Origin of the sequence: Aquabacterium sp. CECT 9606 (assembly GCF_918741295.1) — a bacterium.
Lineage (GTDB): Bacteria > Pseudomonadota > Gammaproteobacteria > Burkholderiales > Burkholderiaceae_C > Aquabacterium.
Map to the genome: position 1 here is coordinate 353892 of NZ_CAKKNB010000004.1, position 14106 is coordinate 367997.

Genomic DNA, 14106 nt, shown 5'->3' on the forward strand with positions numbered 1-14106 from the left:
TCATGGATTTTTCGCCCGTTCAAGCGATGAACCCGGTGCGGGTGTCGGCGTTCACGGCCACCTGCGCGGCCGGGCCAGGGCGCGCCGCCTTGGGTGCCGCCTTGCGCCGCGCTGACAGTGCTCTGCGCCCGAACAACTTCACCGGTCTGCCTTTGCCCACCTTCATTGGGCGCGTCAGCGGACTGGAGGCGCAAGCCTTGCCGCCTGGCTGGGCCCACTGGGAATGCCGCAACAACCGGCTGGCTTGGATGGCCTTGAACCAGGATGGGTTCCTGGCTGCGGCCCAGACGGCCATCTCGCGGCATGGACCGGCTCGCGTGGCCGTGCTGATGGGCACCAGCACTTCCAGCATTGGTGCCAGCGAGGAAGCCTACACCCGGCTTTCCAATGACGGCCAGTTTCCAGCAGACCTGTCCCACCCCGAAGTCCACTCTCCGCATTCCCTGGGCGCTTTTGTGGCCCATGCGCTGGGTGCTCAAGGGCCCTGCATGACCGTGGCCACGGCGTGCTCATCCAGTGCCAAGGTGTTCGCGCAAGCTGAGCGCCTCCTCCGGTGTGGGATGGTGGATGCGGCCATCGTGGGGGGCGTCGACAGCCTGTGCCAGAGTGTGCTGTTCGGTTTCAAATCGCTGGGCCTGGTGTCGCCCCAACTGTGCCGCCCCTTTGATGCCGACCGGGATGGCATCAATCTGGCGGAAGCAGGTGGCTTTGCCTTGCTGGAGCGAACTTCACCCGGCCACGCTCACCTGGATCGGGCCGCTTCAGAGTTGCACTTGATTGGTCACGGCGAGTCCTCGGACGCGCATCACATGTCCGCGCCCCATCCTCAAGGGCTGGGCGCGCGCCAGGCGATGCTGCAAGCCTTGGCCCGCGCTCGGATCACCGCCGGCCAGGTGGATTACATCAACCTGCATGGCACGGCCACCCCCAGGAACGACGAGGTCGAAGCCGCGGTGGTGGCCGAGGTTTTCCCAGGCACAACGCGGGTCGGCTCCACCAAGGGGTGGACGGGCCACGCCTTGGGTGCCGCCGGCATCCTTGAGGCCGTGATCACCTTGCTGGCCTTGCAAGGGCAGTGGATTCCAGGCACGCTCAATTGCAGCCGGCCTGATCCCTTGGCTGGTGAGCGTTTCCAACGCATGTTGCAGCGTGAGGCGGCCGACGCACAGCTCAGCGTGGCCATGAGCAATTCATTCGGTTTTGGCGGCAACAACTGCGCCTTGTTGTTTGCCCGAGCCGGGCAGGAGCCAAGCTGATGTCGGCCCTGACCGTGGCTGTGCTGGGCATGGGCCATTGGGCCGAGGGGCCGGACGTGCTCGTGCCCGACGGCAAGCCTCAAACGACCCTGCTGCCGCCTGCCGAGCGGCGCCGCGCTCCGGCCACGGTGTCCTTGGCCCTGTCGGTGGCCGAGCAAGCTTGCCACCAGGCTGGTGTCCCTCCCCAGTGTTTGCGATCGGTCTTTGCTTCCGCGCACGGCGATCTGGAGATCACCGACTACCTGTGCCGCACCTTGGCCGAGTCGCCGGAGCACTTGTCCCCCACCAAGTTTCACCACTCGGTGCACAACGCCGCTTCCGGTTACTGGACGATCGGCGTGGGCAACATGCAGGCGTCCACCGCCATCTCGGCCGGGCGGCACAGCTTTGCGCAGGGCCTGCTCGAAGCCGCAACCCAGGCCGTGTGTGAGCAAGCTCCGGTGTTGCTGGTGGCCTATGACATGCCCGCGCCCGCGCCCTTGGTGCCCATCACCGGCAGCACCGCGCTGGTGGGCCTGGCGCTGGTGCTGGCGCCGCAGGCCTTGGTGGCGGCCAGTGAGGCGCCTTCGACCTTGATGACCTTGAGCTTGCAAACTGCGCCCATGCTTGATGCCACGGCCGATGGCGCGGCCGTGTTGGCGGGCCGGCGCAGCCCCATGGCCGTTGGCCTGCCGCTGCTCAAGTCCTTGTCCGCCATCGAGGTGCACCCGCACGCGCCCGCGGATTGTTGCCTTTGGCTATCACCAGCCCAAGCCCTGGTGATTGGCTTGAACAGAAAAGCATCAGGCCCGCGTTAACATGCGCCCAACAGCGCCCATCCTGGTGCCATTCTGCTGAGACTAGAACATGTCCGACTCCTCACACGATGTGTTGATCCTGGGTGGCGGGCTGTCTGGGCTGACCCTGGCCTTGCAGCTCAAGCAGGCCATGCCCGAGCTCGACATCAAGGTGCTTGAGCGCCGTGTCGGGCCAGCGCCCCTGGCGGCGCACAAAGTGGGCGAGTCCAGTGTCGAGATCGGCGCCCACTATTTTTCAGAAACCCTGGGTTTGAAGGACCACCTGGACAGTGCCCACCTGCGCAAGTTCGGTTTCCGGTTCTTCTTCAGCGAAGGCGAGCGCGACCTGTCCAGCGTGACCGAACTGGGCGCCAGCCGCTATCTGTCGACGCCGAGCTGGCAGATCGACCGGGGCATTTTCGAAAACCACCTGGCCGAGGAGGTCACGCGCCAGGGTGTGCAATTGGCGGCGGGTGCCGCGGTCAAAAGGATCGACCTGGACGAGTCGCAAGGGCACCATGTGGAGTTTGAAGCGCAGGATGCCCAAGGCGGCGCTCCACAAAGGCAGACCATCCGCGCCAAATGGATCGTGGACGCCAGCGGCCGCGCCAGCTTGCTCAAACGCAAATTGGGCCTGGCTCAAGGCAATGGCCACCACGCCAATGCCGTTTGGTTCCGCCTGAACACCCGACTTGATATAGACAATTGGGCCGATGACCCGCAATGGCGCCAGCGCTGCGATCCGGCCGCGCGTTGGATGTCCACCAACCACCTGTGTGGCGCGGGCTACTGGTTGTGGCTCATCCCCTTGTCGTCGGGGGCGCATTCGGTGGGCATCGTGGCCGATGCCGACATGCACCCGCTGGAAGGCATGGACACCTTCGACAAGGCCATGGCCTGGATCGCCCAGCACCAGCCCTGCGTGCACGAGGTGCTGGAAAGCCAGCGCGACACCTTGATGGACTTCGCCTACTTCCGCGATTTCTCGCATGGGTGCAAGCAAGTGTTTTCGCCCCAGCGTTGGGCCATCACCGGCGATGCCGGCATGTTCCTGGATCCCTTTTACTCGCCAGGTTCGGACTTCATCGCCATCTCCAACACCTACATCACCAAACTGATCCAGCACGATCGCGCTGGTGAATCACTGCGCATGCCCTCGCTGTTTTATGGCGAGGTCTTGCAGTCTTTCTACCAAAGCACCCTGACGCTCTACGAGGGACAGTACCCCTTGTTCGGCAGCCCCCGCGTCATGCCCATCAAGGTGCTGTGGGACTACACCTACTACTGGGGTGTGCTGTGCCTGTTGTTCTTCCAGGACCGCCTGACCGACCGGGCCGCCATCCTGGAGCTGCACGAACCTTTGATGAGGGCGCGCACCCTGAACGTCGCCATTCAAACCTTGTTGCGGCAATGGGGGCAGGGCACGGACGCCCATGCGGCCACCGGTGCCAGCCTGCGCGATGACAACCCTGCTTGCATGCTGGACCAGGCCAGCTTGCCTTGGTTCGCAGAGCTCAATGCCGGCTTGCGGGACAAGCTTGACGACGCGGGCTTCCGCCAGCGCGCTCGCGACAACGTGGCAAAACTGGAGCAACTGGCTGGTGAGATCCTGGGGCAGGCCTTGCGCGATGTGCCCTCTTTGCGAACCCAGCTCCCCGACGGCCTGTTGCCGGCCGAGACCCGGGAGTTGCTCTTCAAGATGGCGGCCTGATGTCCAACATGGCTCCCTGGCGCATGCCATTGATCCTCAAAGCCTCGGTGGGACTGCACGCGGCGGCCGGCGCCACGGCGGTGGCCTTGCCCGGCATGTGGCCCCAGGCGCTGGCCAGCGTGGCCGCCAACCACATGGTCGTCACCGCCCTGGGGCTGTGGCCCACGAGCCGGATGCTCGGGCCCAACATCCTGCACTTGCCGCCAGCGGCCATCGCCCGCCGAGAAATCACCCTGACCTTCGACGATGGCCCCGACCCGCAGGTCACGCCTCAGGTGCTGGACCTGTTGGACGCCTACCAGGTCAAAGCCACCTTTTTTTGCATTGGCACCCGGGTTGTGCAGCACCCCGCCTTGGCGCGTGAAATCGTTCGGCGCGGGCACCGCATCGAGAACCACAGCCACACCCATCGACACACATTTTCGGTGTCGGGCTTGCGCCGCATCGAGCAGGAAGTCCGCCGTGGGCAAGATGCCATTGCCGACACCGTTGGGCGCGCACCGGCATTTTTCCGAGCACCCGCCGGGCTTCGCAATGTCTTCCTCGACCCAGTGCTGCACAAGCTGAACCTGCGCCTGGCCAGTTGGACGCGCCGAGGCTTCGACACCGCCCGCCAAGATGCCGACCAGGTCACGTCCCGATTGACGAACGGCTTGGCCCCGGGCGACTTGCTGTTGCTGCACGACGGCCACGCCGCGCGCACAGCCCGTGGCACACCGGTCGTGGTGGAGGTGCTGCCCCGGTTGCTGGACGCGTGCCGGGTGCAAAATGTGCGCCCCGTGACCCTGGATGCCGCCTTTTCATGAGTGCCCAACTGACCCCGTCGTCCGACGCCCTGGCCACACCCACCATGTTGTCTACATTGCTGGACCGTGCATGCGCGCCTTACCGGCCGGCCGGCCAATTTGCCTGGCGCTTTGCCCGTGGCAAATTGGGCGGCGACCCGGCCTTCCAAGGCTTGCTGCGGCACGGTTTGATTCCTGACCAGGCCCGCGTGCTTGACCTCGGTTGCGGGCAGGGCTTGCTGGCATCCTGGCTGGCAGCGGCACGCGCGCAGTACGAGGAAAGCCAAGGACAGCATGGCCATCGATCAGCCGGCTGGCCCGCCCATTGGCCCGCCGCGCCCAGAATGCAAAGCTTCCATGGTGTCGAGCTCATGCCGCGTGATGTGGCCCGCGCCAATGCCGCCCTGGGCCCTTTGCGCCTGCCAGCTCGGTTCACGCTGGGCGACATCTGCGATGTCCCCTTCGAGCCCTGCGACGTGGTGGTGATCCTCGATGTGCTCCATTACATCGACATCGACGCCCAAGACGCCGTGCTCACCCGCGTGCGTGATGCGCTGGCCCCCAAGGGCGTGCTGCTGCTGCGCATTGGCGACGCCTCTGCGGGCTTGCCCTTCAAGATCAGCAACTGGGTGGACCACGTGGTGACCTTTGTACGGGGCCACCGCCTGCCCCGGCTGTATTGCCGTTCCCTGAGTGATTGGCAAGCCGCTTTGCGCAAGCTGGGTTTCCAGGTTCAGACCCTGCCGATGAGCGAAGGCACGCCTTTCGCCAACATCCTGCTCGTGGCCCGACTCGGTTAAAGTCGCCCGCGATTTCGCTTTCTGGATCCTTTCCCGTGACCCCTCTCGCGATTCCCCATTTCACGATGACCAGCTGCCTTGGCCTGGGCTTGGCAGAGACCACCCACGCCTTGCAGGCCGGGCGCAGCGGCTTGAAGCCGTGCGACTTCGAGACCGTGGACATCGACACCTGGATCGGCGAGGTGGGCGGTGTGGACCAAGTGCGCTTGCCAGAGAATCTGCTTCGTTTTGACTGCCGCAACAACCGCCTGGCGCAACTGGGCCTGCAGCAAGATGGATTCGAGCGCGCCGTGCGCGAGGCCATCGAGCGCCATGGTGCTGACCGCGTTGGCGTGTTCATGGGCACCAGCACCGCGGGCATTTTGCAGACCGAGCTGGCCTACCGCGAGCGTGATGCGGCCACCGGTGCCTTGCCGGCCAGCTTCCACTATGCCGAGACCCACAACGCTTATTCTGTCGCTGATTTTGTGTGCCGCTACTTTGATTTGCGCGGCCCCTCGGTGGCCCTGTCGGCGGCGTGCGCGTCCAGTGCCAAGGCCTTTGGCAATGCGGCCCGGATGATCCAGGCGGGCCTGATCGACGCGGCCATCGTGGGCGGTGTCGACTCCCTGTGCCTGACCACCCTTTACGGCTTTCGCTCCCTGGAGCTCACCTCCAGCCAGCCCTGCCGGCCCTACGATGCGCAGCGCGACGGCATTTCCATCGGCGAGGCCGTCGGGCTGGCCCTGGTCGAGCGCGGCGAAGGCCAGCCCGGTGCATTGCAGCTGCTGGGCGTGGGCGAATCAAGCGATGCGTACCACATGTCCTCTCCCCATCCGCAAGGGCGCAGCGCACAGTTGGCCATGGAAGGAGCACTCAAAGCCGCGGGCCTGACCTCTGATCAGATCGACTACGTCAACCTGCATGGCACGGGCACGCCCAGCAACGACGCGGCCGAAGGGAAAGCGGTTTTCGCGGTGTTTGGCGATCGCGTTCCTTGCAGCTCCACCAAGGCGTCCACCGGCCACACGCTGGGCGCGGCGGGGGGCATTGAAGCGGTGATCAGCCTGCTGGCCATCCGGGATGGTTTCAAGCCAGCGGGTTTGAATGTGGAACAGCTCGATCCGGCCATCCAGATTGATTACCTCACGCAAGTGCGCCATGGGCCTGTTCAGCATGTGCTGAGCAATTCCTTTGGCTTTGGCGGTGCCAACGCCAGCGTGGTCTTCGGGCGGGGGGCTTGAACATGGCAACCACAGCCAATTCCAGCCGCGTTTTCATCGATGGCATCGGCCTGCTCGGGCCGGGCCTGCCCAACTGGGTTGAAGGCCGGGAGGTCATGGCCGGTTCGCGGCCTTACCTGCCCCAAGCCACCAACCTGATGGCGCCGGCGGGCTTGCCGGCTGCTGAACGCCGCCGCGTGGGCACCTTGGTCAAGCTGGCGCTGCAGGTGGGCATGGAAGCCGTGGCCGCTGCTCACGCCGATGCCGAAGCCCTGGCCACCGTGTTCGCCTCGTCCAGTGGCGATGGCGACAACTGCCACGCGCTGTGCGAGGCCTTGGCGGACGACCGTTTGATCTCGCCCACGCGCTTCACCAATTCCGTTCACAACGCGCCTTCGGGCTACTGGGGCATCGTGTCGCGGGCGGTGGCGCCATCAACCACCTTGTGCGCCTATGACGCCAGCTTTGGTGCGGGCTTGCTGGAAGCCGTGACCCAGGTGAAGGTGGCGCGTCAAGGGGTGTTGCTGGTGTCTTACGACGCGCCTTACCCCTCACCCTTGCTGCAAGCCCGGCCGGTCACACACACCTTGGGCATTGCCCTGGTGTTGTCGCCGCAAGCCAGTGCGCACTCGCTGGCCAGCATCGATGTCGCTTTGTGCGACGAGGCCCCCCACACCTTGCCCTGGCCCGATCTTGAAACGCTGCGCCGGGCCATACCTGCAGGGCGCGCTCTGCCCCTGCTGCAGGCGCTGGCCAGCACGCCTTTGGCATCGCGCGTCGTGCTGGATTACTTGAACCAGCGGCAGTTGGCGGTGGAGTTGTCTCCATGCGTTTAACAGCGACACGTGACGAGATCGCCGCGCGCATTCCGCATGCGGGCACGATGTGCCTGCTGGACGGGGTGACCGACTGGAGTCCCGATCACATTGTGTGCGTGGCGAGCAGCCACCGTGATCCGGCCAACCCGCTGCGGTCCGGTGGCCGCCTGGGCGTGCTGTGCGGCATTGAATACGCGGCCCAGGCCATGGCCACGCACGGTGGCCTGCGCATGGGCACCGAGGGCGAACAAGCCGGGCGGCGCCCCCAAGCCGGCTTCCTGGCCAGCGTGCGTGGTGTCACCGCCCACGTGGCCCGGCTTGACGACTGCGCTTCTGATTTGTGCATCGAGGCGCGGCGCATGTCGGGCGATGACAACCTGGTGATGTACGAATTCTCGGTCCGCGATGCGGATCGCCTCTTGATTGAAGGTCGGGCCGCGGTGGTGATGGATGCCAGCGCGCTTTTGCCCACGGAGCCCATGGCATGAACAACCCAGTCCTCAAACGCGCCCTGGTCACCGGGGGGAGCGGAGACATCGGCTCGGCCATCTGCAAACGCCTGGCCGCCCAATACCATGTCATCGTTCACGCCAACTCGCGCCTGGAACGGGCCCAGGAGGTCGTGGACGAGATCGTGACAGCCGGGGGCCAGGCCAGTGCGGTCGCCTTTGATGTGAGCGATGCCCAGGCTTGTTCGACCAGCCTGGAAGCCTTGCTGAGCGAGGGGCCCATCCAGGTGCTGGTCAACAATGCTGGCATCCACGACGATGCGGTTTTTCCGGGCATGCGCCCTGAGCAGTGGCACCGGGTGATCGATGTCTCGCTGCACGGCTTCTTCAACGTCACGCAGCCTTTGAGCATGCCCATGATTCGCACCCGCTGGGGGCGCATCATCAGCGTGTCGTCCATCGCCGCGGTGGTGGGCAACCGCGGGCAGGTCAACTATGCTGCGGCCAAGGCCGCGCTGCATGGGGCGTCAAAGTCCTTGTCACTGGAGCTGGCCAGTCGGGGCATCACGGTCAACGTGGTGGCCCCGGGCATCATCCAGGGCAGCATGGCCGAGGGCGCTTTCGATGCCGCAGCCATCGCGCAAATGGTGCCCATGAAGCGCGCGGGTCAGCCGCGCGAAGTGGCTGATCTGGTGGCCTTCCTGGCCTCGGACGCCGCCGCCTACATCAGCGGACAAGTCATCTCAATCAATGGGGGAATGCCATCATGAGTTCAACACAAGCTGCCACGGGTGTTGCGGCCAGTGGCGTGCATCAAACCGAAATGATGCTGTATTTCGTCTTGCTGCAATTGATCGTCATCGTGATCGCGGCGCGCCTGGGCGGCGTGGTGGCCAAGCGCATGAACCAATCGCCGGCGGTGGGCGAAATCGTGGTGGGCATCCTGTTGGGCCCGTCGCTGTTTGGCCTGCTGATGCCCGATGTCTTCCACTACGTTTTCCGCTCGGTGCCTGCAGCGCCTTTGAACATCCTGTCGCAGATCGGCCTGATCCTGTTGATGTTCCAGATCGGCATGGAGTTCGATTTTTCTCACCTGACCGAGAAGCGCAATCGCAAGGCGGTGTGGGGGGTCGCGCTGGCCGGCCTGGTGGCGCCGTTCGGGCTGGGCTTGGGCTTTGGCTACCTGGCCGCGCCGATCTTGTCGCCGCAGGCAGACCCACTGGCCTCGGCCCTGTTCGTGGCCACGGCGTTCTCCATCACCGCGTTGCCCATCCTGGGCCGCATCATGATGGAGTTCAACATCACGCGCTCGTCGTTGGGGGTCATCGCCATTTCGTCGGCCGCCATCAACGACGTGGTGGGCTGGTTGCTGCTGGCCTTGATCACCACCATCACGGTGTCGCATTTCGAGCCCGTGGCCTTTGGTGTGAAAGTGCTCATGGTGATCGCGTTCTTCGTGCTGAGCTGGTTTGTGGCGCGACCCTTGCTCAAGCGCTTGGTCCGCCAACTCAAAGAGGGGAACGACGCCTTGCCGCCCATGCTCATGGGCCTGTTGCTGGCAGTGATGTTCCTGGCCGCGATCGCCACTTACCAGTTGGGCATCTTTGCCATTTTTGGCGGCTTCATGGCGGGCGTGATCCTGCATGACGAGACCGAGTTGGTGACGGCCTGGAAACAAAGGGTGGGCGCCTTCGTGCTGGTGTTCTTCCTGCCCATCTTCTTCACCTACACCGGCTTGCGCACCAACATCGGCGGCCTGGACACGGCCGCTGCCTGGGGTTGGACCGCCCTGTTGATCGCCCTGGCCACCGGTGGCAAGTTTGGCGGCTGCTACCTGGCCGCACGCTGGGCCGGCTTGAACCATGCCGAAGGCAAAGTCATCGGCATCATGATGAACACACGGGCCTTGATGGAGCTGATCGTGCTGAACGTGGGCTTTGATTTGGGCGTGATTTCGCAGCAGATGTTCACCATGCTGGTCTTGATGGCCATCGTCAGCACCGTCATCACCGCACCGGGCTTGAACGCCTGGTTGCCCGCGGTGGGTTTGTGGCCGGCCAAGAAAAAGGCGCAGGGGCAGGACTCCAGGTTCGCGGCTTGACCAGCGTGGCCCGTCGGTAGAATTCGGCGGGTCATTTCATCGATTGAGGGAGCTCGCCATGATTGCTGTTCGTCTTGCCTTGTGCGCCACCTTGGGCGCGGTGTTGTCCGGCCCTGCATTGGCACAAGCGCTGCCAGAGCCGGCACAAGGCTATCTGTGCTGCAACATGCGCACCGATGGCTCCTGGATCAGCGACATCAACTACGCTGAAGATGGCAAGACCATCATCCCGGCTGGCACGCCAGTCAAGGTGACGGGTTACGGGCGGCACCGTGTGAACGTGGAGATCCGTGGCGATAAGCAGCGCATTGGCAACGACTACAGCCGCGATCTGGACCTGACCACCTTTGCCAAGCGCTACGTGGTGGCCAGCGATCCCACGGCCAAGCTCAAGGACTACCCGCCGCGCATCCGCCGCGCGATTGAGCGTTCCAAGCTCATGCCTGGCATGACGCGGGAGCAGGTGCTGATGTCAGTGGGTTACCCGGTCAGCAGTGAGAACCCAAAATTGGATGCCAAAACCTGGCGCTTTTGGCTGTCCAGTTTCGCCGAGTTCCAGGTGCTGTTCGATGACCAGGACCTGGTCAAGCAGATCGTCACTGACCAGCAAACCAGCAACCTCGTCGAGATGGACTAAGCCAGAGGCGTCGTCAACGCTGAAATGGTGGCTTGCGCATCAACCGGCGCACCACCAGCACGGGCAGTCTCAGCGCAAACTCCAGCATGAGGCGCAGGTGCATCCAGGTCAGCAGCACGTTGTCGCGGCCATAGCGAAAGTGCGACACGCCGCCTTCGTCGGGCCGCAGGTATTTCACCGGCGCGTCCAGGTTCACCGGCTTGACCCCACTCCACGCCAACCGCACCACGGCCTCGGTGTCGAAATCGAAACGGCGCATCCACGGCTGGCGGGCCATGGCCTTGACGAGGTCAGCCACGGGGTACACCCGAAAGCCATACAGCGAGTCGGCGATGCCGGCCCCCAGGGTCTCCAGGTTGGTCCACCAGTTGGACACCCGCCGTCCGCGCACGCGCAACAAGGGCGCGCTGCTGTCGAACACTGGGCGCCCAAGCACCATCGTGTCAAGGCGCTGCATCGAGGCGCGCATGAAATCAGGGATCAGCGCAGCGGGGTGCTGGCCGTCTGAATCCATGGTCAGCGCATGCGTGAATCCAGCCGCCTGGGCTTCGCGCAAACCGCGCAGCACCGCGGCCCCCTTGCCCTGGTTTGCGGGCAGCACGAACACCTTCAGGCCTTCATCCTGGCTGGCCATGGCTTGAAGGCCTCGGTCGGTGCCATCGGTGCTGCCATCCACGACGACCCAGACGGGATTCCATTGCCGCCGCGCGGCTTTGACGGTGTCGTAGACCTGCTGGCCCGCGTTGTAGCTGGGAATCAGCACAAGGTGCGTGCGCGATGGCGGCACGGAGGTCTGACTCGACTCAGTCATGGACTTGAAGCTCGGAATGGTGGGGGGGGACGTTGAGCGCCAATTCGGCTTTGGCGAGCTCTTGTTCAAAATAACGTTGCAAGTCGCGGGTGAACAGCTTGGCGTCGTCTCCGACCATGAAGCGCTGCCCGAGCCGCACGCGGTAGACCATGGGGAAGCTGGGCGGCTTGTGGTGGATGGGCCAGCCTTTGGTCAGGAAGGGCGAACTGTTTTCGATGAACACGGTCTGCACGGTCACTTGGGCACCCTTGGCTATCAGCGCAAAACCCGACTTGAAATCGTTGACAGGTCGGTCGATGGTGCGCGTGCCTTCGGGAAACACCAGCAAGTGGCTGCCTTGGCGCAGATCGCCAATGGACTGCCTGACCATGTTGCGCGGGCTGTCGTTGCGGATGAATCCGGCCAGCCGTGCGCCCGCCCCTAGAAATGGGTTGTCCACCACGTCGGATTTCATGATGCAGCCGGCGTTCTTCAGCCGCGAGATCAGGAAAACCGCGTCCAGGAAAGTGGGGTGATTGGCCGCCAGGATCAGCGATGGCTGGCCATTGAGCGCATCGAGTTCGTCCAGTTCAAAGCGGGTCAGGCCCAGCCAACTGGTGAAGGCAAAGTACAGGCGAAAGCCGCCACTGATGCCTGACCGGCCCAGTACACGCGCTTTGTCGGGCGACATGAACGGCCTGACCGTCCAGGCCAGGAAGCACCAGCCCAGGCACATCAGGCCGAGCAGCAGCAACCCCGCGTAGAACAGCGGGTATTGGGCCAGGGCACGCAGCGTCTTCATGGCTCCGACCGTCAGTCGTCCACCGCCACCAGCGTGGACGACTGCCCCAAGATCCAGGACACCCCCACGCCCGCCGCCAGATAGCTCTTTTTCTTGACCAGGGGGCTGTCTTCAAACACGGCGCCGTGCAGGTTGTCGTGGCGAACAAAAGCGCCTACCCAGAAGCTGTCAAATCGTTTGCTCAAGGCGGCGGTGAACTGACTGCCTGCATAGCCGGCGCGGCTTTCATAGGCCGGGCGGTCGGCCCGCACATACTGGGGCGCCACATCATAGAAGTAGGCGTTGCGCCGCTGGCTGGCGTAGATCGGCCCAACCAAGGCCCCCAGGTTCCAGCCTGACCAGCCGCCCACATTGGCCATGTCGACGTTCACATGGGGCGCCGTTTGCCAGCCGGTTGACGATGGACTGCCCTGGCCAATCGTGACTCCGGCGCTCACGGGCAGCCTGAAGTTCACCCGGACCAAGCCGCTGGCCGACTCAAAGAGGCGCACGTCCAGCGCCGGCCCGATCTCCACCGATCCGGCCAGATTGGGCATGCCTTCGCGCGCCCGATTCCGTTTGCTCGACACCGGGATGCTGGCGTTGGCATTCAGCCCGAGCTTGACGCGGCGGCCATGGAACAGCTCTGCGCTTGCGCCGTCACGGTTGGCTTTGAGCACCTCACCGCGGTAGACGACGTAGGGCAGGGGCAGCACGTAGGCACGGCTTTCGTCCGAGCCACGGTAGTCGGGCAGGCTGGCACCGGCCACGCCCAAGCCCAGCTCCCAGAGGGGTTTCAGCTTGCCTTGCTCTGGGGGCGAGGGCTCAATCAGCAGAGGGCCTTCGGGCTGGGCATGCGCCAAGCCGAGCAGTCCGGCGATCAGGGGGGCCACCATCCAGCGGGCCAAAGGGGAAATGGTCATGCTGCTTGGCTCCGGGTGGCAGACGCTTCAATCTCGACCAAGAGGTCAGGGCGACAGACCACCGCATGCAGGTAGCAGCAGGACGCCTGTGTGCCCAAACGCCGCTCGACCACCGCGCGAACCAGCGGCAGGTCTTCGGCATGGCGCACATACACCTTGAACTTCAGGTCGGCCGCTGTCCAGGTCAAGCCAGGGCGTTCAACTTTGAACTGCTGCAGCAAGGCCTCGATGTTGTTCAGCGTCTCTTCGGTCTGTGCGCTCACGTCATTCAGGTGCACGGTCTCGTGTCCCACGATGCTGGCCGTGCCCGAGATGAACACCGTGGCTTCGGTGTCAATCTGGGCCACGGTCGCCCGCGAGAAGGTCGGGCTGCGCACCCCATACTGTGGCGGATACCGGTAGGCGCTGATCTGGCGAGGGTTCTCGATCGGATGCGCTGGCGCCGTGGAAGCCAGGGCGTAAACCGTCAAAGGCCCTTCGAATCCAGCGGGCTGCCCAAGCGCGCAAGCGGCTGGCGGGTGAGGATCGATCATGCTCGAATGCCGCAAGAACGACTCGTGGCGCCCCACATTGAAAATGCGGTAACGCTCTTCGCCCTGGAGCGTGCCCAGGATGTCGGGCAGGTAGTTCCAGAACCGCCAAGGGTGAGCGCAGCCCAGTTGGTTCAGTGTTTTGAACAAGGCATCGTAGGTCGCACGGGTCAAAGGCGCCAAGGCGACGTCCGTGCCAGGCAATGGCGTGTTCACCCATGCAAAGACCAGGTCCTGGCACCGAACATAGCCCACGCCATCAAGCTCGCCATGCTCGATGGGCGCGGCATTTTTGGGCACCGACCATACCTCGGCCCACGCCGATGTGGCATGGCCCAGCACCGGCAAGGCCAGACGAGGCCAGTCCCGCTTCGACACCTGCTGAAACTCGGCCTGTTCCGCTGTGTCGGGGCGGCCAAACAGCGCCATGCCCAGGACCTGGCGGTGGCCACCGCGGCCCTCCAAAGCCTCGGTCCACGAGGCCAGGTCTTCAACCGGGATGTAATCAAGCTGCAGCTGACTCATGCCTGCATTAACCTCGTCGCGC

General features: G+C 64.4%; 15 protein-coding genes. 11 read left to right on the top strand and 4 right to left on the bottom strand.

The window, feature by feature from the left end; all coding sequences use genetic code 11:
• The first annotated feature begins 2 nt into the window (after positions 1-2).
• The 11 genes from LQ232_RS18910 to LQ232_RS18960 are packed head-to-tail and all read left to right on the top strand — an operon-like array spanning position 3 to position 10535.
• On the top strand, positions 3-1256 hold the full coding sequence (locus tag LQ232_RS18910) for a beta-ketoacyl-ACP synthase (protein WP_230181944.1): 1254 nt from the start codon (positions 3-5) through the stop codon (positions 1254-1256).
• Positions 1256-2053, top strand: a complete 798-nt coding sequence (locus LQ232_RS18915; RefSeq protein ID WP_230181945.1) for a beta-ketoacyl synthase chain length factor — start codon at positions 1256-1258, stop codon at positions 2051-2053. Before LQ232_RS18910 ends, LQ232_RS18915 begins: the two co-directional genes overlap by 1 nt.
• Before the next feature lie 49 nt (positions 2054-2102).
• Positions 2103-3743, top strand: coding sequence for an NAD(P)/FAD-dependent oxidoreductase (locus LQ232_RS18920; protein WP_230181946.1), 1641 nt, complete (start codon positions 2103-2105; stop codon positions 3741-3743).
• Positions 3743-4549 carry a polysaccharide deacetylase family protein gene (locus LQ232_RS18925; protein WP_230181947.1) on the top strand — a complete coding sequence of 269 codons (807 nt, stop codon included), beginning with the start codon at positions 3743-3745 and terminating at the stop codon, positions 4547-4549. Before LQ232_RS18920 ends, LQ232_RS18925 begins: the two co-directional genes overlap by 1 nt.
• The gene (locus LQ232_RS18930; RefSeq protein ID WP_230181948.1) at positions 4546-5328 is read left to right on the top strand and encodes a bifunctional 2-polyprenyl-6-hydroxyphenol methylase/3-demethylubiquinol 3-O-methyltransferase UbiG; all 783 of its coding nucleotides are present in this window, start codon (positions 4546-4548) and stop codon (positions 5326-5328) included. Before LQ232_RS18925 ends, LQ232_RS18930 begins: the two co-directional genes overlap by 4 nt.
• Positions 5329-5363: 35 nt before the next feature.
• Positions 5364-6551 carry a beta-ketoacyl-[acyl-carrier-protein] synthase family protein gene (locus LQ232_RS18935; RefSeq protein WP_230181949.1) on the top strand — a complete coding sequence of 396 codons (1188 nt, stop codon included), beginning with the start codon at positions 5364-5366 and terminating at the stop codon, positions 6549-6551.
• A gap of 2 nt (positions 6552-6553) precedes the next feature.
• Positions 6554-7366, top strand: coding sequence for a beta-ketoacyl synthase chain length factor (locus LQ232_RS18940; RefSeq protein ID WP_230181950.1), 813 nt, complete (start codon positions 6554-6556; stop codon positions 7364-7366).
• Positions 7357-7836, top strand: a complete 480-nt coding sequence (locus LQ232_RS18945) for a hotdog family protein (RefSeq protein ID WP_230181951.1) — start codon at positions 7357-7359, stop codon at positions 7834-7836. The genes LQ232_RS18940 and LQ232_RS18945 overlap by 10 nt, the downstream gene beginning before the upstream one ends.
• The gene (gene fabG, locus LQ232_RS18950) at positions 7833-8567 is read left to right on the top strand and encodes a 3-oxoacyl-ACP reductase FabG (RefSeq protein ID WP_230181952.1); all 735 of its coding nucleotides are present in this window, start codon (positions 7833-7835) and stop codon (positions 8565-8567) included. The genes LQ232_RS18945 and fabG overlap by 4 nt, the downstream gene beginning before the upstream one ends.
• Positions 8564-9898 carry a cation:proton antiporter gene (locus LQ232_RS18955; RefSeq protein WP_230181953.1) on the top strand — a complete coding sequence of 445 codons (1335 nt, stop codon included), beginning with the start codon at positions 8564-8566 and terminating at the stop codon, positions 9896-9898. Before fabG ends, LQ232_RS18955 begins: the two co-directional genes overlap by 4 nt.
• Positions 9899-9956: 58 nt before the next feature.
• Complete coding sequence (locus LQ232_RS18960; protein WP_230181954.1) at positions 9957-10535, top strand: outer membrane protein assembly factor BamE; 579 nt, start codon at positions 9957-9959, stop codon at positions 10533-10535.
• Positions 10536-10548: 13 nt separating this feature from the next.
• On the opposite strand, the gene LQ232_RS18965 is transcribed toward LQ232_RS18960, so the two are convergent.
• From LQ232_RS18965 to LQ232_RS18980, 4 genes are read right to left on the bottom strand one after another with little or no spacing between them, the layout of a single operon-like run.
• A complete protein-coding gene (locus LQ232_RS18965) occupies positions 10549-11346 on the bottom strand; it encodes a glycosyltransferase family 2 protein (protein WP_230181955.1) in 798 nt (265 codons plus the stop codon).
• Positions 11339-12127, bottom strand: coding sequence for a 1-acyl-sn-glycerol-3-phosphate acyltransferase (locus LQ232_RS18970; protein WP_230181956.1), 789 nt, complete (start codon positions 12125-12127; stop codon positions 11339-11341). Before LQ232_RS18970 ends, LQ232_RS18965 begins: the two co-directional genes overlap by 8 nt.
• A gap of 11 nt (positions 12128-12138) precedes the next feature.
• Positions 12139-13029 (bottom strand): MipA/OmpV family protein, encoded by an 891-nt coding sequence (locus LQ232_RS18975; protein WP_230181957.1) that lies wholly within the window; start codon positions 13027-13029, stop codon positions 12139-12141.
• Positions 13026-14084: a hypothetical protein gene (locus tag LQ232_RS18980; RefSeq protein ID WP_230181958.1), complete on the bottom strand. Its 1059-nt coding sequence runs from the start codon at positions 14082-14084 to the stop codon at positions 13026-13028. The genes LQ232_RS18975 and LQ232_RS18980 overlap by 4 nt, the downstream gene beginning before the upstream one ends.
• Positions 14085-14106: the final 22 nt, after the last annotated feature.

Excerpts from the sequence above, each read along its gene's own strand:
- LQ232_RS18965 (WP_230181955.1), bottom strand. The coding sequence starts at position 11,346 with ATGACTGAGTCGAGTCAGACCTCCGTGCCGCCATCGCGCACGCACCTT.
- LQ232_RS18920 (WP_230181946.1), top strand. The coding sequence starts at position 2,103 with ATGTCCGACTCCTCACACGATGTGTTGATCCTGGGTGGCGGGCTGTCT.
- LQ232_RS18970 (WP_230181956.1), bottom strand. The coding sequence starts at position 12,127 with ATGAAGACGCTGCGTGCCCTGGCCCAATACCCGCTGTTCTACGCGGGG.
- LQ232_RS18930 (WP_230181948.1), top strand. The coding sequence starts at position 4,546 with ATGAGTGCCCAACTGACCCCGTCGTCCGACGCCCTGGCCACACCCACC.
- LQ232_RS18980 (WP_230181958.1), bottom strand. The coding sequence starts at position 14,084 with ATGAGTCAGCTGCAGCTTGATTACATCCCGGTTGAAGACCTGGCCTCG.
- LQ232_RS18910 (WP_230181944.1), top strand. The coding sequence starts at position 3 with ATGGATTTTTCGCCCGTTCAAGCGATGAACCCGGTGCGGGTGTCGGCG.
- LQ232_RS18945 (WP_230181951.1), top strand. The coding sequence starts at position 7,357 with ATGCGTTTAACAGCGACACGTGACGAGATCGCCGCGCGCATTCCGCAT.
- LQ232_RS18955 (WP_230181953.1), top strand. The coding sequence starts at position 8,564 with ATGAGTTCAACACAAGCTGCCACGGGTGTTGCGGCCAGTGGCGTGCAT.
- fabG (WP_230181952.1), top strand. The coding sequence starts at position 7,833 with ATGAACAACCCAGTCCTCAAACGCGCCCTGGTCACCGGGGGGAGCGGA.
- LQ232_RS18975 (WP_230181957.1), bottom strand. The coding sequence starts at position 13,029 with ATGACCATTTCCCCTTTGGCCCGCTGGATGGTGGCCCCCCTGATCGCC.
- LQ232_RS18925 (WP_230181947.1), top strand. The coding sequence starts at position 3,743 with ATGTCCAACATGGCTCCCTGGCGCATGCCATTGATCCTCAAAGCCTCG.
- LQ232_RS18915 (WP_230181945.1), top strand. The coding sequence starts at position 1,256 with ATGTCGGCCCTGACCGTGGCTGTGCTGGGCATGGGCCATTGGGCCGAG.
- LQ232_RS18960 (WP_230181954.1), top strand. The coding sequence starts at position 9,957 with ATGATTGCTGTTCGTCTTGCCTTGTGCGCCACCTTGGGCGCGGTGTTG.
- LQ232_RS18940 (WP_230181950.1), top strand. The coding sequence starts at position 6,554 with ATGGCAACCACAGCCAATTCCAGCCGCGTTTTCATCGATGGCATCGGC.